Source organism: Streptomyces sp. 2-1 (assembly GCF_048564895.1).
GTDB classification, from domain to species: Bacteria; Actinomycetota; Actinomycetes; order Streptomycetales; family Streptomycetaceae; genus Streptomyces; species Streptomyces phaeochromogenes.
In genome coordinates, this window is record NZ_CP183383.1 from 7,365,127 (window position 1) to 7,391,755 (window position 26,629).

18 protein-coding genes are annotated in these 26,629 nt (G+C 70.6%); 11 read left to right on the forward strand and 7 right to left on the reverse strand.

Annotated elements, in window-relative coordinates; all coding sequences use genetic code 11:
• Positions 1 to 186: 186 nt before the first annotated feature.
• The 3 genes from ACN20J_RS32545 to ACN20J_RS32555 are packed head-to-tail and all read right to left on the reverse strand — an operon-like array spanning position 187 to position 2,915.
• A complete protein-coding gene (locus tag ACN20J_RS32545; protein WP_281402278.1) occupies positions 187 to 978 on the reverse strand; it encodes an amino acid ABC transporter ATP-binding protein in 792 nt (263 codons plus the stop codon).
• The gene (locus ACN20J_RS32550) at positions 975 to 1,919 is read right to left on the reverse strand and encodes an amino acid ABC transporter permease (protein ID WP_419667390.1); all 945 of its coding nucleotides are present in this window, start codon (positions 1,917 to 1,919) and stop codon (positions 975 to 977) included. The genes ACN20J_RS32545 and ACN20J_RS32550 overlap by 4 nt, the downstream gene beginning before the upstream one ends.
• 33 nt (positions 1,920 to 1,952) lie before the next feature.
• Positions 1,953 to 2,915: an ABC transporter substrate-binding protein gene (locus ACN20J_RS32555; RefSeq protein ID WP_189837573.1), complete on the reverse strand. Its 963-nt coding sequence runs from the start codon at positions 2,913 to 2,915 to the stop codon at positions 1,953 to 1,955.
• A gap of 691 nt (positions 2,916 to 3,606) precedes the next feature.
• Between ACN20J_RS32555 and ACN20J_RS32560 the strand changes: the two genes are divergently transcribed.
• The 4 genes from ACN20J_RS32560 (at position 3,607) to ACN20J_RS32575 (ending at position 7,012) form a co-directional block, all read left to right on the forward strand.
• Complete coding sequence (locus tag ACN20J_RS32560; RefSeq protein WP_189837574.1) at positions 3,607 to 4,830, forward strand: NAD(P)-dependent malic enzyme; 1,224 nt, start codon at positions 3,607 to 3,609, stop codon at positions 4,828 to 4,830.
• Between the two features lie 313 nt (positions 4,831 to 5,143).
• Positions 5,144 to 6,109, forward strand: a complete 966-nt coding sequence (locus ACN20J_RS32565; RefSeq protein ID WP_189837575.1) for a zinc-binding dehydrogenase — start codon at positions 5,144 to 5,146, stop codon at positions 6,107 to 6,109.
• Between the two features lie 106 nt (positions 6,110 to 6,215).
• Positions 6,216 to 6,425 carry a helix-turn-helix domain-containing protein gene (locus tag ACN20J_RS32570; RefSeq protein ID WP_010984411.1) on the forward strand — a complete coding sequence of 70 codons (210 nt, stop codon included), beginning with the start codon at positions 6,216 to 6,218 and terminating at the stop codon, positions 6,423 to 6,425.
• Positions 6,425 to 7,012, forward strand: coding sequence for a Clp protease N-terminal domain-containing protein (locus ACN20J_RS32575; RefSeq protein ID WP_361921098.1), 588 nt, complete (start codon positions 6,425 to 6,427; stop codon positions 7,010 to 7,012). Before ACN20J_RS32570 ends, ACN20J_RS32575 begins: the two co-directional genes overlap by 1 nt.
• A gap of 296 nt (positions 7,013 to 7,308) precedes the next feature.
• Here the strand turns inward: ACN20J_RS32575 and ACN20J_RS32580 are convergent, their stop codons facing one another.
• Positions 7,309 to 8,445 (reverse strand): helix-turn-helix transcriptional regulator, encoded by a 1,137-nt coding sequence (locus tag ACN20J_RS32580; protein ID WP_419667391.1) that lies wholly within the window; start codon positions 8,443 to 8,445, stop codon positions 7,309 to 7,311.
• Position 8,446: 1 nt separating this feature from the next.
• A complete protein-coding gene (locus tag ACN20J_RS32585; RefSeq protein ID WP_419667392.1) occupies positions 8,447 to 9,559 on the reverse strand; it encodes a DUF4097 family beta strand repeat-containing protein in 1,113 nt (370 codons plus the stop codon).
• A gap of 148 nt (positions 9,560 to 9,707) precedes the next feature.
• Between ACN20J_RS32585 and ACN20J_RS32590 the strand changes: the two genes are divergently transcribed.
• Positions 9,708 to 10,571, forward strand: a complete 864-nt coding sequence (locus ACN20J_RS32590) for a hypothetical protein (RefSeq protein ID WP_419667393.1) — start codon at positions 9,708 to 9,710, stop codon at positions 10,569 to 10,571.
• Positions 10,572 to 10,662: 91 nt separating this feature from the next.
• Here ACN20J_RS32590 and ACN20J_RS32595 read toward each other — a convergent pair whose 3' ends face one another.
• On the reverse strand, positions 10,663 to 10,845 hold the full coding sequence (locus tag ACN20J_RS32595) for a DUF6104 family protein (RefSeq protein ID WP_398888246.1): 183 nt from the start codon (positions 10,843 to 10,845) through the stop codon (positions 10,663 to 10,665).
• Between the two features lie 214 nt (positions 10,846 to 11,059).
• On the opposite strand from ACN20J_RS32595, the gene ACN20J_RS32600 reads away from it, so the two are divergent.
• From ACN20J_RS32600 to fxsT, 6 genes are all read left to right on the forward strand, one after another.
• Complete coding sequence (locus ACN20J_RS32600; RefSeq protein WP_246575654.1) at positions 11,060 to 11,470, forward strand: CU044_2847 family protein; 411 nt, start codon at positions 11,060 to 11,062, stop codon at positions 11,468 to 11,470.
• A complete protein-coding gene (locus ACN20J_RS32605; RefSeq protein ID WP_259333337.1) occupies positions 11,467 to 13,563 on the forward strand; it encodes a serine protease in 2,097 nt (698 codons plus the stop codon). Before ACN20J_RS32600 ends, ACN20J_RS32605 begins: the two co-directional genes overlap by 4 nt.
• A 157-nt stretch (positions 13,564 to 13,720) precedes the next feature.
• On the forward strand, positions 13,721 to 14,740 hold the full coding sequence (locus tag ACN20J_RS32610; RefSeq protein WP_055618113.1) for an AAA family ATPase: 1,020 nt from the start codon (positions 13,721 to 13,723) through the stop codon (positions 14,738 to 14,740).
• 5 nt (positions 14,741 to 14,745) lie between these two features.
• Positions 14,746 to 17,871, forward strand: coding sequence for an SAV_2336 N-terminal domain-related protein (locus ACN20J_RS32615; protein WP_419667394.1), 3,126 nt, complete (start codon positions 14,746 to 14,748; stop codon positions 17,869 to 17,871).
• A 401-nt stretch (positions 17,872 to 18,272) separates the two neighbouring features.
• On the forward strand, positions 18,273 to 19,523 hold the full coding sequence (locus tag ACN20J_RS32620; RefSeq protein ID WP_246575652.1) for an aKG-HExxH-type peptide beta-hydroxylase: 1,251 nt from the start codon (positions 18,273 to 18,275) through the stop codon (positions 19,521 to 19,523).
• A gap of 69 nt (positions 19,524 to 19,592) precedes the next feature.
• A complete protein-coding gene (fxsT, locus tag ACN20J_RS32625; RefSeq protein WP_190232187.1) occupies positions 19,593 to 22,610 on the forward strand; it encodes an FxSxx-COOH system tetratricopeptide repeat protein in 3,018 nt (1,005 codons plus the stop codon).
• 120 nt (positions 22,611 to 22,730) lie between these two features.
• On the opposite strand, the gene ACN20J_RS32630 is transcribed toward fxsT, so the two are convergent.
• Positions 22,731 to 26,534: a multifunctional oxoglutarate decarboxylase/oxoglutarate dehydrogenase thiamine pyrophosphate-binding subunit/dihydrolipoyllysine-residue succinyltransferase subunit gene (locus tag ACN20J_RS32630; protein ID WP_361901417.1), complete on the reverse strand. Its 3,804-nt coding sequence runs from the start codon at positions 26,532 to 26,534 to the stop codon at positions 22,731 to 22,733.
• Positions 26,535 to 26,629: the final 95 nt, after the last annotated feature.

The following is a 26,629-nucleotide window of genomic DNA, read 5'->3' on the forward strand; positions in this document are numbered from 1 at the left end:
TTTCAGGGGCGCGGGGAACTGCGCACTCAGCCCCCGCCGACCCGCAGACGAGACACCGCCCGGCACCAGCAGACGAGACAACGCCCGGCACTCGCAGACGGGACACCGCCCGGCGCAGGCCGAACGCGGAGGGGCGGTACGGGAAATCCGTACCGCCCCTCCGTACACCTGCCGAACCGCCGGAGGCTAGAGCACCTTCGAGAGGAACGACTGTGTCCGTTCCTGCTGTGGGTTCGTCAGTACGTCCCGCGGGTTGCCGGACTCGACGACCACGCCCTCGTCCATGAAGACCAGGGAGTCGCCGACCTCTCGGGCGAAGCCCATCTCGTGGGTGACGACGATCATCGTCATGCCGGACTCGGCGAGGTCGCGCATGACGTCGAGGACGTCGCCGACGAGCTCGGGGTCGAGGGCCGAGGTCGGCTCGTCGAAGAGCATCAGTTTCGGGTCCATCGCCAACGCCCGGGCGATGGCTACCCGCTGCTGCTGGCCGCCGGAGAGCTGCGAGGGGTAGTTGCCCGCCTTGTCGGCGAGACCGACCCGCTCCAGGAGCTGCGCCGCGCGCTCCCGCGCCTGCCCCTTGCTGACGCCCTTGACCTGGATCGGCGCCTCCATGACGTTCTCCGTCGCCGTCATGTGCGGGAACAGGTTGAAGCGCTGGAACACCATGCCGATGTCCCGCCGCTTCAGCGCGACCTCGCTGTCCTTGAGCTCGTACAGCTTGTCGCCGCGCTGGCGGTAGCCGACCAGCTCACCGTCCACGTACAGGCGCCCGGCGTTGACCTTCTCCAGGTGGTTGATGCACCGCAGGAACGTCGACTTGCCGGAGCCGGAGGGGCCGATGAGGCAGAAGACCTCACTGGGCTTCACTTCGAGGTCGATGCCCTTGAGGACCTCGACCGGGCCGAACGACTTGTGGACGCCCTCGGCCTTCACCATCGGTGTACCGGAGTCCACCTTGGTCACGTTGGCGGTCATGCGCTTGCTCCTCCGCCCGAGCGGTTGGACAGTGACAGCATGTTCGCCCTGATCTTCTGGAACGGCGTGGCCGGCAGTGAACGGCTCGAACCACGGGCGTAGTACCGCTCGATGTAGTACTGCCCGACGCTGAGCACCGAGGTCAGGACCAGGTACCAGGCGGCGGCCAGGAAGTACATCTCCACCGGTGCGCCCGAGGACTGGCCGATGTCCTGGGCGTACCGGAACAGTTCGGCGAACTGGACCACCGACACCAGCGAGGTCGTCTTCAGCATGTTGATGACCTCGTTGCCCGTGGGGGGCACGATCACGCGCATCGCCTGCGGGATCACGATCCGCCGCAGGGTCTTGCTGTGGCTCATGCCCAGGGCGTGCGAGGCCTCGGTCTGGCCCTCGTCGACCGACAGGAGACCCGCGCGGCAGATCTCCGCCATGTACGCGGCCTCGTTCAGACCGAGTCCCAGGAGCGCCGTCAAGAGCGGCGTCATGAAGCTCGACCAGTAGTCCTTGTAGATCGGACCGAGGTTGATGTACTGGAAGACCAGGCCCAGGTTGAACCAGACGACGAGCTGCACCAGGACCGGGGTGCCGCGGAAGAACCAGATGTAGAACCAGGCGATCGACGAGGTCACCGGGTTCCTCGACAGGCGCATCACCGCGAGGAGGATGCCGCCCGCGATGCCGATCACCATCGAGAGGACGGTGAGGAGCATCGTCTGGCCGACGCCCTTGAGGATCCGGTCGTCGAGGAAGTAGTCCGGTACGGCGCCCCAGTTGATCTTGCCCTGGGCGAACGCGTAGATGATCGAGACGAAGATCGCGATCGCGATGATGGCCGAGACGTACCGCCCGTAGTGGCGGACCGGAATGGCCTTGATGGCCTCCGGTCCGCCCGGGGGAGTGTCCTCGGGGCCGGCCGACTTGTCGATGTCAACAGTCACGGATGTTGCCTTTCAGTGCCGCTGGGTACGCGGTCACTTGCCGCCGTTGAGGGTGGCTTCCTTGACGGCGCCCGCCTCGACGCCCCACTTCGCGATGATCTTGTCGTACTCGCCGTTCTTGATGATCGCGTCGAGCGCGGCCTTCAGGGCGTCCCGCAGCTCGGTGTTCGACTTGGCGATGGCGATGCCGTACGGAGCGGCCTCGACCTGCTCGCCGACGACCACGAAGTCCTTGCCGCCGCCGGAGGTCTTCGCCGCGTACGCCGCGACCGGGAAGTCCGAGGAACCGGCGTCGGCGCCGCCGGCGCGCAGCCGGGTCTGGGCCTGCTGGTCGTTGTCGAAGGCCTCGATGGAGAGCTTCTTGCCGGCCGGACACTTCTTGGCCTGGTCCTTGGCCAGGTCGTTCGAGACGGTGTTGCGCTGCACGACGATCTTCTTGCCGCAGAGGTCGTCCCAGGTCTTGATGCCCTGGTCGTCGCCCTGCTTGGTGTAGATCGAGACGCCCGCGGTGAAGTAGTCGATGAAGTCGACGCCCTCGCCGACCTTCTTGCCGGTGTCGGCGTCGATGCCCTCCTGGCGGTCCTTCGTGTCCGTCATCGCCGACATCGCGATGTCGTACCGCTTGGAGCGCAGGCCGGTGAGCAGGGTGTCGAACGTGCCGTTCTCGAACTCGAACTTCACGCCGAGCTGCTTGCCCATGGCGTCGGCGAGGTCGGGGTCGATGCCCACGGTCTTGCCGGAGTCGTCCTTGAACTCGACGGGCGCGTACGCGATGTCCGAGCCGACCTTGATGACGCCCTTGTCGCGGACGGCCTTGGGCAGCTGGTCGGCGAGCGGGGCCGCGCTGGAGTCAGCGGTGTCCGAGCTGCCGCTGTCCTTCTCCTTGGTCTGGTCACCGCAGCCGGTGAGCAGCAGGGCGCCTGCGACCGCGATCGCACCGACCGCGGCTATCCGGGACTGCACGGCGGTCGTACGACGGGTGGAGCTTGCGGTCATGGTGGGTTCCTCCGGCGGGTGGGTGGTGTTGCCGATGGGTCGGCAGTAGCCGATGGGTCGACGAGAACACACACCTTCGGGTGTCGCGACCTCGTGTGATTACGGCATCTTGCCATTCGGACTCGCGCCTTCAGGGTGCCTGCCATGTCAAAATCGGATAACGGGTGACCCCCGAACCGGACCGAGTCGGTCCGTCGAAGCCGGATCTTGTGCGGAAAACCCCCCGTCATGGCCGGAAGATCTTCGGTGTACTGGGCGAAACGGGCGACCGCTTCTCCGCGTACGCGGTGCTTCGGTGCGCATCGGTGGATTGTTCGCGAAATGGGCGCGTTCGGCATATTCGGTCATGAGTCCTGTCACCGGTATGTGACCTTCGCTCTCCGGTATCCGGCCTGCATCCGACCTGTATCCGTCCGGCGTTCGGCCCGTATCCGGCTCACGGTCCTCCGGTATGTGACCTTCCGCCGTCGACGTGTGACCTTCGCGCCATGGACTCGTCTGTGATGCGGTCCGTCGGGTAAGAAGGTTCCTTACACCCCTCATCCGGGGCTCAGGGCGCGTGTGCGGCGCGCCCGTCGCGTATGACCCGTACGTATACGTACGTAACCGTCATCTGGGACATATGCGGTGCCCGCCCACTCCTCACCCGGAGCGGAACCCTCAACCATTAAGACTTAAGGGGTAAAACAAAGTGGCAGCGGAGATCGTCAATCCTCGCAGCGACAGCAGTACGGATCAGGAAGGCGGGGCGGAGCCCCTCGATTCCTTCGACCCGGCATTCGCGCTGCACCGCGGCGGCAAGATGGCCGTGCAGGCCACGGTGCCCGTCCGTGACAAGGACGACCTGTCCCTGGCGTACACGCCCGGCGTCGCGAAGGTCTGCACGGCCATCGCGGAGAAGCCGGAACTCGTCCACGACTACACATGGAAGTCGTCCGTGGTCGCCGTCGTGACCGACGGCACCGCCGTGCTCGGGCTCGGTGACATCGGACCCGAGGCCTCCCTCCCCGTGATGGAGGGCAAGGCGATCCTGTTCAAGCAGTTCGGCGGGGTCGACGCCGTGCCGATCGCGCTCGCCTGCACCGGCGTCGACGAGATCGTCGAGACCGTGGTGCGGCTCGCGCCGTCCTTCGGCGGCGTGAACCTGGAGGACATCTCGGCGCCCCGGTGCTTCGAGATCGAGCGGCAGCTTCAGGAGCGGCTCGACATTCCCGTCTTCCACGACGACCAGCACGGCACGGCCGTCGTCACGCTGGCGGCCCTGCGGAACGCCGCGCGGCTGACCGGGCGGAGCCTCGGGCAGCTGCGGGCCGTCATCTCGGGCGCGGGTGCGGCCGGGGTCGCCATCGCCAAGTTCCTGCTCGAGGCGGGGCTCGGGGATGTCGCGGTCGCCGACCGCAAGGGCATCGTGTCGACGGACCGGGACGACCTGACGCCGGTCAAGCGGGAACTGGCCGCCATGACCAACAAGGCGGGGCTGTCCGGCTCGCTGGAGTCCGCGCTCGCCGGGGCCGACGTCTTCATCGGCGTCTCCGGCGGTACGGTGCCGGAGCCGGCCGTGGCGTCCATGGCCGAGGGCGCGTTCGTTTTCGCCATGGCGAACCCGAATCCCGAGGTGCACCCCGATGTCGCCCACAAGTACGCGGCGGTCGTCGCCACCGGGCGGTCGGACTACCCGAACCAGATCAACAACGTGCTGGCGTTCCCCGGGATCTTCGCGGGGGCGCTTCAGGTGCGGGCCTCTCGGATCACCGAGGGGATGAAGATCGCTGCGGCTGAGGCGTTGGCTTCGGTCGTCGGGGACGACCTTGCCGCGGACTACGTGATTCCGTCGCCGTTCGACGAGCGGGTTGCTCCCGCCGTCACGGCGGCGGTCGCTGCGGCGGCTCGGGCTGAGGGTGTGGCTCGCCGGTAGGTCGTTGGTGTTTGTGGTTGGTGCTTGAGGTTCGGGTCCCGTCCTGGTGGGCGGGGCCCGAATTTTTTGTGCGTGGAGATTTTTTACTTCGGGGTTCGGCCGGGTGGGTGAGTACGTGGGGGTGGATGAGTGGGTGCGGGTTGGTCGGGGCTGGGCGCGCAGTTCCCCGCGCCCCTTAAAGCGGGGCTGCGCCCCTGCTTTTGCCCCCACCGGCCCGTACGCACAGTCAGTCGAAACCCACCCACCCGGCGGGACACGCGTCACACGGGGACGTGGTTCCGTCCGGAGGGCGGTGGAGCCTAGGGTCGGGGGCATGTTCGCTGCCTACGCTGCTCGTATTGACCGGGACCAGCCGTTGAACGGCCTTGAGTTGGGGGAGCGGCCCGCTCCCGCGGCACGGGACGGCTGGACGACCGTGAACGTCAGGGCCGCCTCCCTGAACCACCACGACCTCTGGTCGCTGCGTGGCGTGGGGCTCGCCGAGGACAAGCTGCCGATGATCCTCGGCTGCGATGCCGCCGGCGTCGACGAGGACGGCAACGAGGTCGTACTGCACTCCGTCATCGGGCAGACGGGACACGGGGTCGGCCCCAAGGAGCCGCGCTCCATCCTCACCGAGCGGTACCAGGGGACCTTCGCCGAGCAGGTATCGGTGCCTTCGTGGAACGTCCTGCCCAAGCCCAAGGAGCTCTCCTTCGAAGAGGCGGCCTGCCTGCCCACCGCGTGGCTGACGGCGTACCGCATGCTCTTCACCAACGCCGGTGTACGCCCCGGTGACTCGGTTCTCGTGCAGGGTGCCGGAGGCGGTGTCGCCACCGCCGCGATCGCGCTCGGGAAGGCGGCGGGGCTGCGGGTCTTCGCGACCAGCCGCGACGAGGCCAAGCGCAAGCGGGCCCTCGAGCTGGGCGCCGTGGAGGCCGTGGAGTCCGGGGCGCGGCTGCCGCAGCGCGTGGACGCCGTCATCGAGACGGTCGGCGCCGCCACCTGGTCCCACTCCGTCAAGTCCCTCAAGCCCGGCGGCACCCTGGTCATCTCGGGTGCCACCAGCGGCGACCGCCCCTCGCACGCCGAACTGACCCGGATCTTCTTCCTCGAACTCAAGGTCGTCGGCTCCACGATGGGCACGAAGGACGAGCTGGAGGACCTGCTCTCCTTCTGTGCCGCCACCGGTGTCCGTCCCGTCATCGACGAGGTCCTTCCGCTGGACCGGGCCCGGGAGGGCTTCGAGCGGATGGAGTCCGGTGAGCTCTTCGGCAAGGTCGTTCTGACCACCCCCTGATGCCGTTCCTGGGCCTGGGCGCGGGTCTTGCGCGCCCTTGGCTTCGCACGCCCTTGGGTGTCAACTGCGGTTGACATTCGAGGGTGTGTCAATCTAAGTTGACATCATGACCGAAGCAACGGATCTCGCCGAGCGCGCGGGCGACCGCGATCCGCGGATCGGGCTGCGGGCCGTCTCCGCGTTGCGGCGGCTGCTGGAGCAGCTCGAAGCGGTTCAGGTGCGCAGTGCGCGCAATCAGGGTTGGTCGTGGCAGGAGATCGCCGCGGAACTGGGTGTCAGCAGGCAGGCCGTGCACAAGAAGTACGGGAGGCAGTGATGTTCGAACGGTTCACCAAAGACGCCCGGGCGGTGGTGCTCGGCGCGGTCGACCACGCCGAGCGGCTGCACGCGGAGACGGTCGAGGAACAGCACGTACTGCTGGCCCTGCTCGACCGTGAGGCCAGCCGCGGGTCGTTCGCCCTCATGTCGCTGGGCCTCGCGGACCGCAAGGAGTCCGTCGAACAGGCACTGGCCGAGGCCCGGCGTCGCGGCGGGCTCTCCCGCGCCGACGCGGACGCGCTCTCCGGGCTGGGCATCGACGTCTCGGAGATCGTCTCCCGGGTCGAAGAAGCCCATGGTGAGGGTGCGCTGCGGTCCGGCAGGACGGGCGCCGGGCGGGGGAGGGGTTGGTGGTCCGGGCTCGTCGGCGGGCATCGACCTTTCGCTCAGGGGGCCAAGGACCTTCTCACGGAGTCCCTGCGGATGGCTCTCGCCCAGCGGGACCGGTACATCGGCGACGAGCACCTCCTCCTCGCCCTCACCGCCCGCCCCGGCGTCCCCGCGGAGGTCCTGGCCGACCACGGGGTGACATACGCGTCGCTGCGGCGGGTGTTGTACGGCGGGGGAGAGGCGAAGGCGGGCTGAGGGGGGCTGACCTTCGCTGTCGGCTGGGTGGGCCGCCACCGGATGGGGCCGGCCCGTGGTGGCCCCGCTCGCCCGGCCCGTCGTATGGGCGCGGCGGTGGGGCCGCCGAACTGGCCATGCTGGGTTCGTCCGGTGCCGAATTGGCCATGGCGGGTGGTCCGGTGCAGGACGACCACGTTGGGCCCCGCCCGTCGTAGGAGCCGGTGGTGGTGGCGGTGCCGGTGGGCCCACCGCCGGAGCCTGCCGGGGAGGGCGCCCTGGAGTTGATGCGCGCCCCCGCCCCGGCAGGCCTCCGCTCAGCCCTTGGGTGTCCGCAGCGCCGCCCCTATGTGCGCCGCCGCCGTCGACAAGTGGCGTCGGGCGTCGCGCAGTTGCTCCTCCGTCACGCCGTGGTCGCGGGCCGCGTCGCGGATGTCGTCGCGGAAGCGGTCCAGGAGGCGGTCGAGGTCGCGGGCGGGGTCGCCCGTGGAGTCCTCGTGGGCCCAGGAGGGTTCGTACTCGGCGGGGAAGTCCTCAGGAGTGACCGTGTAGTCGGGCTCCTTCGTCGCAGAGCCTGACCCAGCCCCGGTGGCTGCCCCAGTGCTTGCCCCGGCTGCTGCTCCCGTCCCCTGCCCCTTTCCTGTTCCCGGTCGGCCGAAGCCGAAGTCCTTACCGAACTCCTTGCCGAAGTCCTTTCCGAACTCGCCGAATTCCTTGGCCAGTTCGGTGATGCCCTCGCGCACGCCCGTGGGCCAGTCGCCCCGGGTGAAGTGGTCCTGCACCTGGTCCTGGACGCGCTTGGCGATGCGCTGGAGCTCCTCCTGGGCCTGCGCCCGCGCCCGCTCCTGAGCCTCCTTGGCCTGGTGGCGCGCCCGCTGGGCATCCTCGCGGGCCCGCCGGCTCTCGTCCTTGGCGCGCCGGGCCTGCTCCTTCCACTCCTGCTTGACGCGGCGCATCTCCTCCTTCGCGATGCGCCACGCCTCCTTGTCGCCGTAGTCCGTGAAGTCCCCGTGGGCGCCCTCGTGTTCCGTGCGCTCGCCCTTGGCGCCCGCTCCCGTGGAACTCCGCCGCGCCTCGCTCGCCGCCGCCCGCATCTCCCGGCGCAGATCACCCGCCGCGCCGCGCACATCGGCACGGATCTCCGCTGCGAGCTCGGCCACCGACTCGCGGATCTCCAGCTCCAGATCGACCAGTTCACCGCTGCGGTCGGCCAGCTCGGCACGGCCCGCGTCCGTGATCGCGTACACCTTCCGGCCGCCCTCGGTGGTGTGGGTGACCAGGCCCTCGGCCTCCAGCTTGGACAGCCGGGGGTACACGGTGCCGGCCGACGGCGCGTACAGCCCCTGGAAGCGCTCCTCCAGGAGGCGGATCACCTCGTAACCGTGGCGCGGTGCCTCGTCCAGGAGCTTCAGCAGGTAGAGCCGCAGGCGGCCATGGGCAAAGACGGGAGCCATGTCAGAGCCCCTTCTCGTGGGTCGGGTCGTCGGTGACGCCGGTGTCGGAATGCTCGGCAGGAGTGGGGCCGGAGTCGGGGGCCGCGGCGGGGGTCGCGCCCGAAGTGAGGGACTCGGCGGGACCGTCCGCCGGTGGGGCGGCCGGTCCGGCACCGACGCGAGGGCCGGGCACCGTGTCCTCGGGCACCGCGCTGTGCCCCTTGCCGTGCTCGGACCCGGCTCCAACAGGAACCGCGTCCTCCGGCTCATCCTCTCCGAAGTCCGTCCCCTTCTTGAAATCCACTCCCTCGTCCCATGGTTCGTCCTCCGAAGGGGGCCGTCGCAGCAGGGCGATGGAGCCCGAGACGGTCGTCGCCTTCAACTTGCCGTTCCCCGCGCCCAGCCTTCCCGTGATCTTCTTGGCGCCCCACTGGCCGCCGACCCTGAGGTCCTCGAAGGCGCTGGAGACCGTGCCGCTCGCCGAGTCCACCTGGACCTCCGCGTCGGCCGGATGAGGCAGGCGGATCGCGATCTCGCCGGAGATGCTGGTCAGGCTGATGTCGCTGGGCCGCCCCGCCGGGTCGAGGTCGACGATCACGGAACCGCTGACCGACTCGACCCGCACGGAGGGGCTGGAGCCCTCGATGACGGTCAGGTCGCCCGAGACGGAGTTGAGCCGGAGGTCGCCGGTGAGGGCCTGCGCCTCCACGTTCCCCGACACCGTGTCCGCGCGCACCGGGCCGGAGAGCCCCACGAGTGTCGTGTCGCCGGAGATGCCCTTCACGACCGCGCGCCCGTCGACCCCGGAGATCACGGCGGTGGCGCTGACGACGCCGACCTCGACGCGCGTACGTGCCGGAACGGCCAGGGAGACCACCGCACTGCGGCGCCAGCCCTTGCGGTCGAGCCATTTGAGGAAGCCCTTCCAGGGCAGGTCCTCATAGGCGACCGTGAGCGTGCCGTCCTCGTGGGTCACCACCAGAGGTGGTCCCTCTATCGAGGACACTTCGAGCCTGGTGGAACCCTCGTCGACCCCCACGACGTTCACCGTTCCATTGGCGATGCGCACATGGAGGGCCGACACCGGTTCGTCGAACGTGAGCTTGCCGGGCTCTGTGACGGACCACTCGGACATGGTGCTGACCTCCTCGGCCGGGGCGGGACACGACACGCCATATCGCGTCTTCCAATTGACACGATATATCGCGGATCCGCGAAGTCAAGGCACTCGTTCTGGTGATCTGAGGGATATCGGCCGGTACAAAACCCAATAATCTGGGCGCATGCCACCCCATGAGTCGCAGCCTCCGCAGCCTCCCCAAGCGCCCGCGCCTCCCGACCGGGCGGCCGGGGCCCTGTTGCTCTGCCGCGCGGAACCCGAGGCCGTCGGCCCCGTCGCCCGACTGCTGCGCGAGCGCATGCTGCTCGCCCGGGCCGGCCCGCGGTGGAGCGTGCTGGTTCCCGAGGGGAAGCCCTGGCTGCACGGCGGCGAGCCGGTCGGCCGCGTCCTCACCGGCTGGGCCACCGCTCTGGCCGTCGGTGCCCCCTGGCCCGTACTCGCCCTGTGGTGGAACGCCGACCACAGCGGCTGCATCCTCGCCTCGGGCTTCCGCCGCCCGGTCGGCTACGAGTGGCTCGCCAACGGCACACCCGTGGGCGAGGGCGAGGCCATGCGCGCCCTCGCCGCGCGTCTCGGCCTCGACCCTGTCCTGGACCTGCAGTCCCTCGACGGCCTCACGGAACCCGACCTCGATGCCGACGGCCGGGCCCGCCTGCTCGGCCTGCTCGCCGTTCTCACGCGCGCGGGTGTCGCCCTCCCCGCCGGGCTCACCCCGGGCGAACCCGCCGGCCGCCTCCGTGAGGCGGCCCGTGCCCAGCCCGACGCGCAGCCTCTCGAATGGTCCGGTTGGCGCCACGCCGTCCGCGCGGAACTCGATGTCGTCGAGCGGGGATCACTCGGTCCCTGGCTGCCCTGGGCCGGCACCCCGAGAGCCCGCGCCCTGGCGCTCGCCCAGGTGACGGCCGGCCTGCCGCTCACCTCCTGGGGCGTGCGCCGACGCAGCGGCGGCTGGATCGCGGCGGGGGCGCTCCTGGTGGCGCACGGGGCGCTCGGACTGGCGTACGACCTCATGCGCCCGCGCGACTGACCCGCGGCGGGCGCCGAAAGGACCCGGCTCCAACCACGAACAGGGCCTCGCTCGAACCCTGACCGGGCTTTACACCAACCCCGACCAGGCCCTACTCCTCGTCCTCCTCGTCGTCCAAGCGGGCCAGCCAGGTGGCCAGTCGTTCCACCGGGACCTCGAAGTCCGGGTTGAGGTCGACGAACGTGCGCAGCTGTTCGGCGAGCCACTCGAAGGTGACCTCTTCCTGGCCGCGCCGCTTCTCCAGTTCCTCGATGCCGCGGTCGGTGAAGTACATGGGGCGTTCTCCTGCGTGCGTCCGTGTTTCGCTTCCGGGCCCAGCCTATGTACTGGCCGCCGGATCCGGTCGCCGGGAGCCGTCGCCGGCAGGTGCCTCTCGCATAGGTGCCCCTCGCACATTTCCCAGGTCGGGAGTTAGCCTTCTCCTTCCCTGCGGTAGGGGAGCTTCACAGTTGGCAAAGGGAAACCGGCAGCGAACGGACGGGGGCGCCGTGGGTGGAGGGATCGAACGGATACGGCTCGACGACGGGACCGTCGTCTGGGCGAGGGTCAGTGCGGCGGACGAGGCCGCGCTGGACGGGCACGGATATCAGGACACCGGGGTCGGGGACCGGATCGTCGACATGGCGGGCGGACTGGCGGACGCGGTCGGTGGCGTCGTGCGCTCCCTGCGCGCCGGTCTCGACACCCCGGCACCGGTCGAGGTGGCCGTGAGCTTCGGCATCGAACTGTCGGCGCAGGCAGGCAGGATCGTAGGAGCCATCGCGGGAGGCGGTGGCCAGGCTTCCCTTTCCGTGTCCCTGACCTGGACCGAGCCCGCGGGGCAGACGGGCGCGCCGGGTGCGGGGCAGGGAGACGGCGGCGACGGGCAGTCCGGATCCTCGGCCTCCGGCACCGGATGAGCGCCCTTGAGGAGATGGTGCGCCCCTCGCTCGCGCGCATCGTGGCCCCGGGCGACGGGTATGCACCGGACCGTGAGGAGTACTGGGGCAGCGGTTTCTTCATAGCACCCGGCTGGCTGCTGACCTGCGCCCATGTCGTGGGAAAGGGGGGAGCGGCCGTGTGGCGAAGTGGCAACGCCGTCGGCGTGACCTGGCAGGGCGGCAAGACCACCGGCGAGGTGGTGCTCGCCAAACCGCGGCCCGAGGAGCCCGACGGGGCGCGTGGCAGCTGGCGGTTCCCTGACATCGCGCTCGTCAGGGTGCGGGGCGCGGAAGACGCGCCGTGCGTCTGGCTGAGCGACCGGGCGCCGACCATCCCCGCCCAGGTCAGCCTGCACGGCTGGTCACGGCAGACCGGGGACATCGGTATGCGGCACGGCGTCGGAGAGGCATCGGCCCTGGACGGCAAGGCGCTGCTCCTCACCGGCCAGGAACTGGTCGAGGGGGTCTCGGGCGGGCCCGTGGTCGACCTGCGGCACGGCGCCGTCATCGGCATGAACAAGGGGCGCGGCCGGCACGAGGGAGCCGCCGTCCCCATCACCGCGCTGCGCGAGCTGTACGACGTGCGCGGCGGCGAGATCCTGCACACCGTCATGGGGGAGCACGACCTCCACCACCTCGGCCGCTTCAACGACCCGGCGGCGGGCGCGGACTGGACCAGGACCCAGACCCGGCTGCGCGCTCCCGGTGCCCATGATTTCGACCCCGGACTGCGCGTCCGTCTCTACGGCCACTTCGCCCATCTCCCGCCGCCCGGCGGCCCGGGCGAGGTCATGCACCTCGTCCACGAGGTCAAGTCCCGTGTGGTGCAGGAGGACTACCGCTCGCCCATCGAGCACGACCCGCGCACCTGGCGCGAGGGCGCCGGACTCCTGCACGGCCTGCGGAACCCGGGTGGCCACGGCGGCAGACCCGAACTCGCCCTTGACGCCGTCCTGTTGTACGCGGCCAAGGTGGCCGGGCAGGCCGCCCTCGACCACCCCGCCGACGTGGACCGCGACCGGCTGCGCGACTTCACCGCCTGGATCACCGAGCAGGCGACCCTCTACGCACGCCAAGCCATCCGCGAGGACATCGACGCCCTCCTGGGCCGCCTGTCCGAGGAGGGCCTCCGGACACCGACGGCCGTCGCCATGGTGGCCGGGCCGACGTCGACGAGGGCGTCGGCCGGAGCACCTGCCCGGGCCCGGGCCGACGTCCTCGTCGACGTCGGGGAGCCCGTCTACGGGGAGCGGTATCCCCTGAGCGTCAAACTCCTCTACGACGGCCAGGACGTCACCCCGCTCTACAGCAACGACCAGGGGGTGCGCCGCGACGAACTGCACCAGTACCTGAGGGAACCGCTGGCGGAGGCCCTGCGCCTGGGTGACCGCGGCGAACACCTGGCCTCGGTCGAGGCCTTCCTGCCGCGCCGGCTGTTCGACGTACCGCTCGACGACTGGCGGATCGGCCCCGATGACGACTGGGACGACGCCGACCTCTTCGACGAACAGTCCATGCCGCTCGGACTGCGCAGGGTCGTCGTCATCCGCGACCGTCGGCGCAACGCCCGGCCGGCCAGCCCCGAATGGCGTCGCAGATGGGCGGGCGTGGCGAACCGGCCGCTGTCCGCCGGGGCGCTGAGGGGCGAGGCGACGGCACAGGGGCACCCGGAGGCGGGACGCCCGGAGGGCAGGATGGCTGCGTACGGCCGGCTCTCGGGCATGCACGACGCGTGCGTTCCCGTCCACTGCGGTCCGGTCGGCAGCGGACCCGGCCTCGACGCCATGGCCGCCGCGCTCGCCGCCGGGCACCCCCTGGTGCTGTGGCGCAGGGACGGCCACGACCACGACGAGTGCCGCGAGTTCCACGTGCAGGCCGGGCAGTTGCTGGGCCTGGCGGGCGGGGCCGAGGGGCTGCACCGGCAGGTGCGCGAGCTCAGGATCCGGGTGTCGGATCCCGACACGGCGGAGGGTCTCGTGGGCGACATCGCTGTACTGTTCGATCCGCCGGATCGTCCGCCACACGGAACGGAACCCATGCAACCGCCCCTCATGGCAGCCCCCGACACGTGAATCGACTCCCAACTCCCTTGCCTCGCACGGATGTTCGCTGACCGGATTCGACATCGGACGAACAGGAAGCTCGGCAGGCCCGGCACACCGGCGGTAACGTCGTACATCGAACAGCCGGGACCCGCTGCATGATCACCAGAGCCGGGAGGAGCCCATGGTGAACGACTGGCGGATCTACCGCGGGGTGGGTCAGCCGCACGACGGTGTGCGGCAGTTACCCCCGCCGCCCCCTTGGCGGGACTTCGCGGCGGCACCCGACCGACCCGAGTCCGGACCGGACGACCCCAGCAGTGCCCGCCGGCTCGGCGTACGGCGGCGCCTCGTGGAGAACTACGCGCCCCGGCCCGCCGAGGTCGACGCCGTCAACGCGGCCCTCTATCTGCGCCGCCCCCTCCTCGTCACAGGCAACCCGGGCACCGGCAAGTCCACCCTCGCCTACGCCGTGGCACACGAACTGGGCCTCGGCCGCGTACTGCGCTGGCCCGTTGTCAGCCGCACCACACTCCAGGACGGCCTGTACCGCTACGACGCCATCGGCCGCCTCCAGGACGTCCAGCTGGAGCGCGCCCAGGGCGCCACCGCGGCGCCCGCGGCAGCCCCGTCCGGCATCGGATCGTACGTACGACTCGGCCCCCTCGGCACCGCGCTGCTGCCCGCCGAAGTACCCCGTGTCCTGCTGATCGACGAACTCGACAAGAGCGACCTCGACCTGCCCAACGACCTGCTGAACACGCTGGAGGAGGGCGAGTTCGCCATCCCCGAGCTGGAGCGCGTGGCCGACCGCGAACCCGTCGTCGAGGTCCTCACCCACGACGGCCGCCGCGTGCCCGTGCACGGCGGACGTGTCGCCTGCACCGCCTTCCCGCTGATCATCCTGACGTCCAACGGGGAACGGGACTTCCCCGCTCCCCTTCTACGGCGCTGCATCCAGCTGGAGCTCGAACCGCCCGGCGAGGAGCAGCTCACCGCCATGGTCGAGGCACACCTCGGCGGCGAGAGCGTCGAGCAGGGCCGCGACCTCATCGACCGGTTCCTCGACCGGGAGCCCGGCGAGGTCGTCGCCGCCGACCAACTGCTCAACGCCCTCTTCCTCACCCAGCACACCCCCCACGCGGAGCGCCTCACCCGCGAGCGGATCGCGGACCTGCTCATGCACCCACTCGACCGCTCGCGGTGAGCCGGATGCACGGGATGCATCTGGAGGACCTGATCGGCCGGCTGCGCCGGGGCGGTCTCGACCCGACCGCCGAAGAGGTGGCCGACGCCGTCTGGCTGTCCCGGTGGCTCGACCCGGCGCCGCCCCGCGCCGGGCAGGAACGCAGGCCGGCCGACCCGTCGGCCCCGCCAGAGAACGGGACGGGGCCGACGATCCGCCCACCGGGGGACCACACCCCCGGGACCGGCCAGGAACCCGGCACGGACACCTCGCTCGGCGCCGTCCCCCTGCACACGGCGGGCGGCGGTGCCGGTCCAGGGACCGACGGCGTCCGGCAGGTCTTCCCGGTGCGCGCCCCGGCGGCCACCGCGCTGCCGGGCCTGCTGGGCCTCGAACAGGCGCTGCGCGCCCTGGGCCGCTACCGCGGACCCGCCGCCCCGCCCCGGGACGGAGCGATCGACGAGGACGCGACCGCCGACCACGCCGCCGCCAGCGGAGTCCTGGTACCCGTCCGCCGCCCGGGCCGCCGCCGGCGCTGCGACATCCAGCTCCTGATGGACACCGGCCCCGCGATGGCCGTCTGGGGGCAACTGGTCGAGGAACTGCGCCAGGCCTGCCAGCAGTCCGGCGCCTTCGGCAGCGTCCGGGTCCACCATCTGTACGCGGGCGACGGCGGCGTCCCGCTCATCGGCACCACCGCAGGACCCCGCCACCACACCCGGCTGCGCTCGGCCGACGAGTTCCACGACCCCACGGGCCGCTGGCTCACCCTCGTCATCAGCGACTGCGTGGGACCCCTGTGGCAGAACGGCAGCGCACAGCGGCTCCTCCACGGCTGGCCCCGCACCTCGCCGCTCGCCGTCGTCCAGCCGCTGCCGCCCCGGCTCTGGGGCCGCACCGCACTGCCCGCCGAACCGGGGCTCCTGATCAGGCAGGCGGAGACCGGCGGACGCACCACCTTCCTGCCCGACGAGGAACCCTGGGACGAACCGGCCGCCGGAGCCCGCCCCGTGCCGGTGCTCCAGCCGACCCCCGAGGCCTTCGAGGCCTTCTCCCGCCTCCTGTCCGGCACCGGCCCCACCAGCGAACGGGCCTGGGCCGCCTGGACCACCCCCGCCCCCGCCCAGGCGGAGAACGTGCCCGCAGGGCCCCCCGCCCCACGCGGCGACGAGGAACTCCTGCGCGCCTTCCGGGCCGGCGCCTCGCCCGGCGCGGTCCGCCTGGCCGTGTACCTCGCCGCGGCCCCGCTCACCCTGCCCGTCATGCAACTCGTCCAGCGGGCCATGCTCCCCGACACCGGACCCATGGAACTGGCCGAAGTCCTCCTGGGCGGCCTGCTCAGGCAACTGCCCGGCACCGAACGGCAGCCCTGCTTCGTCTACCCCGGCCGCGTCCAGGACCTGCTGCTCGGCTCGCTCGACCAGGACACCGCCGGACTGGTCCTCAAACACTGCTCCGCCTACGTGGAACGCCACTTCGGCAAGGGCACCCGCAACTTCGCCGCGTTCGCCGCCGCCCGCCTCGCCGACCACGACACGACCGTCACCGCGACCGGCGTCAGCGACGGCGAGGGCCGGCCGGACGACCGCGGCGATGTCGAGGCCGAACTGTTCGCCCGCATCCCCGCCCGCGTCCTGCGCTTCTACCTCCCCGACCTGGAGACGCCCGTCCCCCTCGCCGAGGCCGAGCGGCTCCTCGGCCAGTGGCAGGCCATGGCCGACCCGACCGTCCTGCGCCGCGCGAAGGAACAGGCCGAAGCAGCCGTACGCCAGGGCGGCGCCGCCCTCCCCGACGCCGTACGCGCCCATGTGCTCCTCGGCCGTGTCCTGCGGGCGGAGGCCGGCACCGCAGCCGCGCGCACCGGCGACCGCCGCGCGGAACTCCTGACCGCCGCCGTCGCCGAGTTCGCCCGCGCCCACCGCACGGCACCGGCCGGCAGCCCCCACCGCAGCGAGGCCGCACTGGAACTCGCCGCGTCCCGGCACGAGTTGTGGCGCCTCAGCGCGGACACCGCACACCTCACCGCCGCACTCGACGTCCTCGGCGAGCCGTCGGACCCGGACGGCCCCTGGCCCGAACCCCTGCGCAGGGCGCGGCTGCTGCGCCGCGGACGACTGCTGCTCGACCTGGACCGGCCCGGCGAGGCGGTCCCCGAACTCCGCGAAGGATGCGCCCTGTTGGACAGCGAGGGCGCCCCCGACGCCGTACGCGGCCCGGCCCTGCTGGATCTCGCCCGCGCCCTGCACGCCTCCGGGGCCGACGGATCCGAGGCCCACGACGCCCTCGTACGTGCCGAACGCGCCGCGGCCGACGACCCGGCCCTCCGTCTGTCCTGCCTGGCCGCCCGGGCCGCCTTCCACGACGCCGCGGGCGACCACCCGGCGGCCGACGAGGCATACGAGACGGCAGCTATGCTCGCCCCGCCGGACAGCGTCCGGCGCTGCGAACTCCTCACCGTCTGGGGCGAGTCACTCCTCCGGCGCGCCTCCCGGCCGGACGGCGCCGGCATCGTCGACCGCGCCGAGAACGTCCTGCGCGAGGCCCTCAAGGCCCTGCCCGCCCGGTCCGACCAGCGCGGCAGACTCCAGGGGCTCATCGGGAGCGCGCTGGCACAACGGTTCCGGCACCTGGGCTTCCTGCCGGACCTGTACGAGAGCCGGCATCTGCTGGGGCAGGCGGTGCGGGCCGCCGTCTCCGACGGCGTACAGGCCGAGTCCTGGCTCCAGTTGGGGCGGGTGCGCCTGGAACTGTGGCACCGCGCCGGGGCGCCCGTCCTGGCCGACGCGCTCCAGGCGTACGAGGCCGCGGAGCGCGAGGCCCGGCGGGCGCACGGCGACGACCCCGGCTCGGTGACGGCCGCCCGTGCGCTGCACGGCCGCGCCGCCGTCCTCGCCCTCATGGGGCGGCCCGCCGCGGCCGGCGAGGCCTACCGGGCGGCCCGCGACCAGTGGCAGCGGCTCGTCGGAGTACTCACCGAAGTCGACTGGGACGACGTCGAGTCGACCCGCGGAGCGGCGGAGGAACTCGCCGCGAGAACGGCTCCGCCGAGCGGGCGGCGACCGTTGCCGGACGACGAGTGGAGCCGCGCCTCGCCGCCCTGGTACCCCTGGTCCGAGGAGCGGCTCAACCGTGCGGCGCATGACCGGAGTTGATCGGTAAGGGTTTCTGATTCCCACGCGTCGGGAAGAACTGGGCAGCCGTTGCGGCCGTGCGGGGCGGGCGTCGGCAGGGAGGAGCCGAGGGTGGGGGAGCAGAGGAATCGGGCGGCCGACCCTGGCCGGGACACCGGACGGACGGTGGCCCTGCCCGACCTCACCGACGTCGACCTGCGGACATTGCGTGCCATGGATGATCCGGGGCTCATCGCGGCTGTTGATCAGGTGCTGGGCAGCTCCCGTGAGTTCGGCGAGGTCTGGCACACCACCAGTGATCCGGCTCACGTGCGACGAGAGCTTGCTGTGCGTTCGTTTTCGGTCGGATGCGTGGAGTCCGCACGGGGTGGGGCAAGGCTGGGATGACTCCGTCGTCCGTTACCTCTGAGGTCTTTGCAGAGTTGGCGAGGACCCAACCTTCGCCGGCCGGCACGGCGGCACTGCGTGCCGGACTCCACGCGCGTCGACTGCTGCTTCTCAAGTCGCTACTCGTCCTGGTCGAACGGCGAAGCACCCTGCTGTCCCCTGCTGTGCGCCAACGCTTCAAGAGCGACTGGGCGCTGCTCGAACGTGCGGAGCGAACCGACGCCGCAGCGGTCCGTGACGTCGTCGACTACCCGATGATCGGGGCATGGCTTTCCGCGGCGCTCGCCGCGTCCGATGGCCCTGCCTTCGAAAGGCATCTGGCCCACCTGGGCGGCGTCGCTGTCGCCGCCGCCGTCCGTGCAGGTTGCCAGGTCAGCGGCACGCTGACCCTGCCGACAGGCACCTTGACACTGCCTGGCCTCGGTATGCTCCGCTGTCTGTCGGGCAGCGCCCGCCTGAGCAGCCACGCCGGGCTGATGCGGATCACGGACGGCGCGGGCGATGGAGTAGAACTGCCGAGCCCTGCAGCCCGGCACCGGCTGGGTACACCGCGCCCGCTCGGTGACGGGCCGGGCTGGTCCGCGTTGCGCGTACTGCCCGGCAGCGCGGTCGTACTGGACGACTTGGACCCCTACCGGGTGTTGTCGCCCGGGATCGGCCCTGCGGCGTTACCCGCGGCCGAGCGGCCGCTCTCCGCCTACAGGCTCTGGGCGCAGCGCTGGCGCGAGGCTCATGAGCTGCTCTCCGCGACCCACTCCGGGCGTGCTGCCGAGACCATGGCGGTGCTGCGCACCGTGGTGCCTCTGGCACTGTCGGAAAGCGCTGGCGGTGCCGCGATGAGCGCCACACTCCGGGCCGCTCCCGGTGCTGTACTCGCTCAATTGCCTGCCGACGCACCGCAGTTGACGGAGGTCCTGGTGCACGAGGCCCATCACAACAAGCTGTCTTCCCTCCATGAACTCATACCCCTGTTCCGTCCGGACGGGGGCACCCTGCACCGCGTGGGATGGCGGCCGGATCCGCGCCCCATCCCGGGGGTTCTTCAGGGGGCGTACGCGCATCTGGCTCTCACCGACCTCTGGTGGCGGGCATGGAATGGGCCTTCCACCCCCAGAGAGTGGCGGCAGCGGGCCGCGGAGCAGTTCGAGTCGTATCGCGGGAGGGTCAGCGAGGCCTTGTCCATCCTGCTTGAATCCGATGAACTGACCTTTGCAGGAGGGGAGTTCGCCCGGGAGATGGGCAGGCATCATGCGAGTCTCGGCGTGGCGGCCCGGATCCGCGGGTGACACTGGGTGCAAGATCGGTCGCGTTCGGTACGTGAATGAGTGCGACACAGCGGGAGCAGGGAGCTTGGGATGGCGGAACAGCGGCGGTCGGGCGGGGAGAGCGCGGCAGACCGCGGCTCAGCGGCACCGGAGCACTTCCTGGTGGTCTTCCCGGGCTACCACCGCTCGTGGGCGGCGTGGATCGCGCAGTGCCTGGAACGGCACGGCAACCGGGCTACCCAGCAGCGCTGGGACCCGCCTCGTGAGGTCCCGCTCGAGGACTCGCTCGGTGACCTGTTGCTGTCCAGCGGACGCGTACTTCTCGTCCTCAACGACTGGTTCTTCGAGCTCGGCCCGCGCCCCGCGGGCGAGTGGAACGACGTCCTGCGCGGCTTTGTCGCCGCGCACGCCGACCGCTTCGCCGCGGTCAACCTCACCAACCGCCCGCTGCTCCCGGCCACCGCGGTCCTCGAACCGGCCAGTATGTGGGGACTGAGCGAGGAGGCGGCCGAGGAACGTTTGCTGAGCCGACTCGGCCTGGAGCGGCGTCGTACCACGAGGGCGGCACCCACCCGGCTCCGCTATCCGGAGACACGCGCCGAGATCTGGGGAGAGGTCCCGCGCCGCAACCCGCGGTTCACGGGCCGCGACGATCTCCTCACCAACCTCCACCAACGTCTCGCCGACGCCGAGCGCGGCGCCGCCGCCTGCACACTGCTTGGCATGTCCGGAATCGGCAAGACTCAGCTGGCCGCCGAGTACGCCCACCGCTTCAGCCCTGACTACGACATGGTGTGGTGGATCAACTCCGACGATCGCAACATTCAGCGTGACCGCTTCGGCGAACTTGCCGTGGAACTCGGTCTGCGCAGCGGCAGTGAGCCGGGCGAGCGCATTCGTGCCGTGCGGGACGCCCTGCGGCGCGGGGAGCCGCACTCCCGCTGGCTTCTGATCTTCGACGGCTGGGACGACACCGACGACATCGACGCCCTGCTCCCGCAGGGACCCGGACACGTACTGGTCACTTCCCGCAACCGCGGCTGGAGCGAGCACACGGAAATCCTCGAGATCCCCGCCTTCCTGCGCGCGGAGTCCACCGGTTACCTGATGCGCCGAGCCCCGCACATCACCGCGGACGAGGCCGACGAGGTGGCCATCGAATTCGGTGACGTACCGCTGCCGCTCGTACAGGCCGCCTCCTGGCTCGGCGAGTCAGGCATGGAAGTGCCCGAGTATCTGCGGATGGTCCGCGAACGCAAGCTGTCTACCGTCGACGAACCCGCCACTGGCGAGGGTTTCCCGCAGTCGTCCATGACCTCCTGGTCGATACTGCTCAACCGGCTGCGTCGTTCGCAGCCACAGGCCATCGACGTGCTGAGCCTGTGTACGTCGTTCGCACCCGGACGCATCCCGCTCGGCCTCATTCGCGCCTACCCGCAGGCCGATCTCCCTGAGGAACTGCGGTGGATGGCCACCGACCTGCCCGCCTGGACCCGGGCCCTGGACACGCTGGTCAACTACTCGGTGCTCACCCGCGAGACCCGCGGCCCGGCGGGTGCGGAGATGGGCCCGCACCAGGAGTCCGTGCACATGCACCGTCTGGTCCACGACATCGTTTCCAAACTGGCCAGTGAAGACAGCCGCGCCAACCACCGGAGGGCCGTCCGTACCCTCCTCGCGGAGGCCGACCCGGGCAACCCCGTGGACAGCAGGAACTGGCCTCGATACGCGGAACTGCTTCCGCACCTGGAACCGTCCGGCGCGCTGGGCAGCACCACGCCCCGGGTCCAAGAGGCGGTCCTCAACTGCCTGCGCTACTGCCTGCGCAGCGGGGAGTTCAAGGCCGGACTGGATCTGGCTCAGCGGATCCACGACCGCTGGGACCGTTCCATGGATCGGCTGGCCCAGCCCATGCTCGACCTGATCAACCAAGAGGGCCACATTCTGCGGGCCAGCGGCAGGTTCCGCGATGCGTACGAACTGGACCGTGGCGTCCTGGAGAAGCTGCAGACCGCGCCGCAGCGCAATGAACTCGGCGAGCTGACTGCGAAGGGCGCTGTGGCCACGAGTTTGCGTCACCTCGGTCGGTACGAGGAGGCGTACGAGCTGCAGCGCGAGGTCCTTGACGGAATCGGCCGACTGCTCGGGCAGGACGAGCTGCCCACCCTCGTCGCCCGGCACAACCTCGGCGTCGGGCTCCGGCTCCTCGGCAGGTACACGGACGCGTACGAACTCGACCTGGAGACCCTCGCCAGGCGTGAGAGCGTCCTGCGCGCCCGGCACATCAACACCCTCAGCTCGGGCAATGCGGTCACTCACAGTCTGCGTCTCCTCGGCCGCTACCGTGACGCGCTCGCGCGCCAGGAGCCGGTCGTCAGGCTCCACGTTCAGGTGCTCGGTGCGCAGCATCCGCAGACCCTGGAGGCACGAGCCCAACTGACCATGTGCCGCCGCCGCGAGGGCGGCCACACGCAGGACGTCGGGCCTTCGATGACCAGCCTCCTGGAACAGATGGTGCAGTTGAACGGTCGGGAGCACCACCGCACGCTGTCCTTCCTGACCAACTACGGCAACTTCCTGCGGGAGCACGGTGACCTGAGCCAGGCCCGCGATCTGATCGCGGAGGCGGAGGCCGGCTACCGGGCCCTCCTCGGCCCCGCACACCCTGTCGCGACCGGCATGCTCACCAACACCGGTCTGGTCATGCAGGCAGCCGGCGAACGCGCCGAGGCCATGTCGATGTTCGAGTCCGCGATGGCCGGTCTCACCGCCACGCTCGGCCCGGACCACCCCTGGGTGCTGGGCTGTGCGTTGAACGCCGCGAGCGCGCGCAACTTCAACGGCCGCATTGCCGACGCCGTCGACCTGAGCCGCGACACCCTGCGCCGGTCCCGGCACTCACTGGGGGAGCAGCACCCGCTCACCCTCTCCTGCCAGGTGGCGCTCTCCGCGGACCTGCGTGCGGCACGGGAGCAGGAGGAGGCGGGGAAGCTGGAGGAGGACGGTCTTCTCTCGCTCACCCGCACGCTGGGAGCTCAGCACCCGCACACCATCTCGGCCCGCCAGCGCACCCGGCCCTACTGGGACTTCGAGCCCTACCTGGGCTGACGAACACCCGGCCGGTGTCACCCCGGTCGCGCCCGACAGCGGAAAAGGCCCGGCCCCGAGTCCTGAGACTCGGGGCCGGGCCCTTGTTCGCGTACGTGCTGAACGACGCGTTCGAAGCCGTCAGGCCTCGAACACCTCCCGCACCAACTGCTCCTGCTCAGCCTGGTGCCGCTTGGCCGAGCCGACCGCCGGCGACGAGGACGCCGGGCGGGAGATCCGCCGCAGCCGCTCCCCGTGAGGAACGTCCGCGCCGACCGCCAGGTCCAGGTGGTCGATCAGGTTGAGGGCGATGAACGGCCAGGCACCCTGGTTCGCCGGCTCCTCCTGGGCCCACAGGTACTTCTCGGCGTTCGGGTACTTGGCGATCTCCGCCTGGAGCTCGGCACCCGGGAGCGGGTACAGGCGCTCGATGCGGATGATGGCCGTGTCCGTCGAGCCGCGCTTGGTGCGCTCCGCGTCGAGGTCGTAGTAGACCTTGCCCGCGGTGAAGACGACCTTGCGGACGGCGGACGGGTCTACCGAGGCGTCGCCGATGACCGGACGGAAGCCGCCCGTCGTGAACTCCTCCGCCTTCGACGCGGCCGCCTTGAGGCGGAGCATCGACTTCGGGGTGAAGACCACCAGCGGCTTGTGGTGCGGGTTGTGCACCTGCCACCGCAGGAGGTGGAAGTAGTTCGACGGGAGGGTCGGCATCGCGACCGTCATGTTGTTCTGCGCGCAGATCTGGAGGAAGCGCTCGGGGCGTGCGGACGAGTGGTCCGGGCCCTGGCCCTCGTAACCGTGCGGGAGGAGCAGGGTGACGCCGGACGTCTGGCCCCACTTCTGCTCCGCCGACGAGATGAACTCGTCCACGACCGTCTGGGCGCCGTTGACGAAGTCGCCGAACTGCGCCTCCCACATGACCAGGGACTCGGGCCTCGCGAGCGAGTAGCCGTACTCGAAGCCCATCGCCGCGTACTCGCTCAGGAGCGAGTCGTAGATGTTGTAACGGGCCTGGTCCTCGGACATGTACTGGAGCGGGGTGAAGTCCTCGCCCGTCTCGCGGTCGATGAGGACCGCGTGGCGCTGGCCGAACGTGCCGCGGCGGGAGTCCTGGCCCGAGAGGCGCACCGGGGTGCCCTCGAGGAGCAGGGAGCCGATGGCCAGCGTCTCGCCCATGCCCCAGTCGATCGTGCCGTCCTCGACCATGGCCGCGCGGCGCTGCAGCTGGGGCAGCAGACGCGGGTGGACGGTGACGCGCTCGGGGATGTTGACCTGGGACTCGGCGATGCGCTTGACGACCTCCTGGGAGACCGCCGTGGTGACGGTCACCGGGAACTCGGGCTGCGCGTCCGGGACATGGGCCTCGGCCGGAGCGTTCGTCGCCTCGCGGACCTCCGTGAAGACCTTCTCCAGCTGGCCCTGGTAGTCCTGCAGCGCCTGCTCGGCCTCTTCCAGCGTGATGTCGCCGCGACCGATGAGGGACTCGGTGTAGAGCTTGCGCACCGAGCGCTTCTTGTCGATCAGGTCGTACATCAGCGGCTGGGTGAAGGCCGGGTTGTCCGACTCGTTGTGACCGCGGCGGCGGTAGCAGATGAGGTCGATCACCACGTCCTTGTTGAACGCCTGACGGAACTCGAAGGCCAGCCGCGCGACGCGGACCACGGCCTCCGGGTCGTCGCCGTTCACGTGGAAGATCGGGGCCTCGATCATGCGGGCCACGTCGGTCGAGTACATGGAGGAGCGCGAGGACTCGGGCGCCGCCGTGAAGCCGACCTGGTTGTTGATGACCACGTGGACCGTGCCGCCGGTGCGGTAGCCGCGCAGCTGCGACATGTTCAGGGTCTCCGCGACCACGCCCTGGCCCGCGAAGGCCGCGTCGCCGTGCAGGGCGACGGGCAGGACCGTGAAGTCCGTGCCGCCCTTGTTGATGACGTCCTGCTTGGCGCGGACGACACCCTCCAGGACCGGGTCGACCGCCTCCAGGTGCGAGGGGTTGGCGGCCAGCGAGACCTTGATCTGCTCGCCGTCCAGACCGGTGAACACGCCCTCGGCGCCCAGGTGGTACTTCACGTCGCCGGAGCCGTGCATCGACTTCGGGTCGAGGTTGCCCTCGAACTCGCGGAAGATCTGCGCGTACGACTTGCCGACGATGTTCGCCAGGACGTTCAGGCGGCCGCGGTGGGCCATGCCGATGACGACCTCGTCCAGGCGGGACTCGGCAGCCGAGTCCAGCACCGCGTCGAGCAGCGGGATGACGGACTCGCCGCCCTCCAGGGAGAACCGCTTCTGGCCGACGTACTTCGTCTGCAGGAAGGTCTCGAAGGCCTCGGCAGCGTTCAGCCGGCGCAGGATGCGCAGCTGCTCCTCGCGCTCGGGCTTGGTGTTCGAGCGCTCGATGCGGTCCTGGATCCACTTGCGCTGCTTCGGGTCCTGGATGTGCATGAACTCGACGCCGGTGGTGCGGCAGTACGAGTCGCGCAGGACGCCGAGGATGTCGCGCAGCTTCATCATCGACTTGCCGGCGAAGCCGCCGACGGCGAACTCGCGCTCCAGGTCCCACAGCGTGAGCCCGTGCTCGGTGATGTCCAGGTCGGGGTGCTTGCGCTGCTTGTACTCCAGCGGGTCGGTGTCGGCCATGACGTGGCCGCGGACCCGGTAGGAGTGGATCAGCTCGAAGACACGCGCGGCCTTCGTGACGTCGTCGTCGTGCGAGGCGTCGATGTCCTTGAGCCAGCGGACCGGCTCGTACGGAATGCGCAGGGCCTCGAAGATCTCGTCGTAGAAGCCGTTCTCGCCGAGGAGGTAGTTCGCGACGATGCGGAGGAACTCGCCCGACGCGGCGCCCTGGATCACGCGGTGGTCGTAGGTCGACGTGAGCGTCATGACCTTCGAGATGCCGAGCTTGTTCAGGGTGTCCTGGGACGTGCCCTGGAACTCCGCCGGGTAGTCCATCGAGCCGACGCCCATGATGACCGACTGACCGGGCATCAGACGCGGGACCGAGTGGACGGTGCCGAGGCCGCCGGGGTTGGTCAGGGAGACCGTGACACCGGTGAAGTCGTCCATCGTCAGCTTGCCGTCACGGGCGCGGCGGACGATGTCCTCGTAGGCCTGCCAGAACTCGAAGAAGTTCAGCGTCTCGGCCTTCTTGATGCCCGCGACGACCAGCTGGCGGTCGCCGTTGGGCTTCACCAGGTCGATGGCGAGGCCGAAGTTGATGTGCTCCGGCTTGACCAGCGTCGGCTTGCCGTCCTTCTCCACGAAGGAGTAGTTCATCGACGGCATGGCCTTGATGGCCTGCACCATCGCGTAGCCGATGAGGTGGGTGAAGGAGATCTTCCCGCCCCGGGCACGCTTCAGGTGGTTGTTGATGACGATGCGGTTGTCGAAGAGCAGCTTCACCGGGACCGCGCGCACGGACGTGGCCGTGGGCACCTCGATGGAGGCGTTCATGTTCTTCGCGACCGCGGCACTCGGGCCGCGCAGCGTCACGTACTCCGGACCCTCTGGGGACTCCGACGCGGGCTCCGCCTTCGCTGCGGCCGGCTTGGCCGCGGCGGGCTTCGCCGGAGCCGCGGCAGGAGCAGCGGCGGCGGGCTTCGCCGGCGCGGCGGCTGCCGGCTTCGGCGCCGCGGGTGCGGCCGGGGCCGGAGCGGCCTGGGCCGGAGCCGCGGGCGCCGCAGGGGCGGCCGGAGCGACCGTGGTGGTCCCCGCGGCCCCCGCGGCCGCGGTACCCGACGGGGCCGAGGCGGCGACGCCGCCCGGCTTGTAGTCGGCGAAGAAGTCCCACCAGGCTCGGTCTACCGAATTCGGGTCCTGGAGGTACTGCTGATAGATCTCGTCGACGAGCCACTCATTGGGACCGAACGCAGCAGCGGGGTTCTTCTTCCCGGCTTGGTCCTCTGTCGAGGTGCTCGAGTTACTGGGGGACTGTGGCGACACGGCGGCAACCGCCCTCTTCCGCTTCACAAGGTGATGGACAGCGGGAATAAAGGCTACGCCTCCCGGACCGCGTAGGTCAGGCCGGGCCTGGTCAT

Bases quoted from the DNA above. Each gene is read 5' to 3' on its own strand.
- ACN20J_RS32545 (WP_281402278.1), bottom strand. From the start codon at position 978: ATGACCGCCAACGTGACCAAGGTGGACTCCGGTACACCGATGGTGAAG.
- ACN20J_RS32555 (WP_189837573.1), bottom strand. From the start codon at position 2,915: ATGACCGCAAGCTCCACCCGTCGTACGACCGCCGTGCAGTCCCGGATA.
- ACN20J_RS32565 (WP_189837575.1), top strand. From the start codon at position 5,144: ATGTTCGCTGCCTACGCTGCTCGTATTGACCGGGACCAGCCGTTGAAC.
- ACN20J_RS32570 (WP_010984411.1), top strand. From the start codon at position 6,216: ATGACCGAAGCAACGGATCTCGCCGAGCGCGCGGGCGACCGCGATCCG.
- ACN20J_RS32575 (WP_361921098.1), top strand. From the start codon at position 6,425: ATGTTCGAACGGTTCACCAAAGACGCCCGGGCGGTGGTGCTCGGCGCG.
- ACN20J_RS32580 (WP_419667391.1), bottom strand. From the start codon at position 8,445: ATGGCTCCCGTCTTTGCCCATGGCCGCCTGCGGCTCTACCTGCTGAAG.
- ACN20J_RS32585 (WP_419667392.1), bottom strand. From the start codon at position 9,559: ATGTCCGAGTGGTCCGTCACAGAGCCCGGCAAGCTCACGTTCGACGAA.
- ACN20J_RS32590 (WP_419667393.1), top strand. From the start codon at position 9,708: ATGCCACCCCATGAGTCGCAGCCTCCGCAGCCTCCCCAAGCGCCCGCG.
- ACN20J_RS32595 (WP_398888246.1), bottom strand. From the start codon at position 10,845: ATGTACTTCACCGACCGCGGCATCGAGGAACTGGAGAAGCGGCGCGGC.
- ACN20J_RS32605 (WP_259333337.1), top strand. From the start codon at position 11,467: ATGAGCGCCCTTGAGGAGATGGTGCGCCCCTCGCTCGCGCGCATCGTG.
- ACN20J_RS32615 (WP_419667394.1), top strand. From the start codon at position 14,746: ATGCACGGGATGCATCTGGAGGACCTGATCGGCCGGCTGCGCCGGGGC.
- fxsT (WP_190232187.1), top strand. From the start codon at position 19,593: ATGGCGGAACAGCGGCGGTCGGGCGGGGAGAGCGCGGCAGACCGCGGC.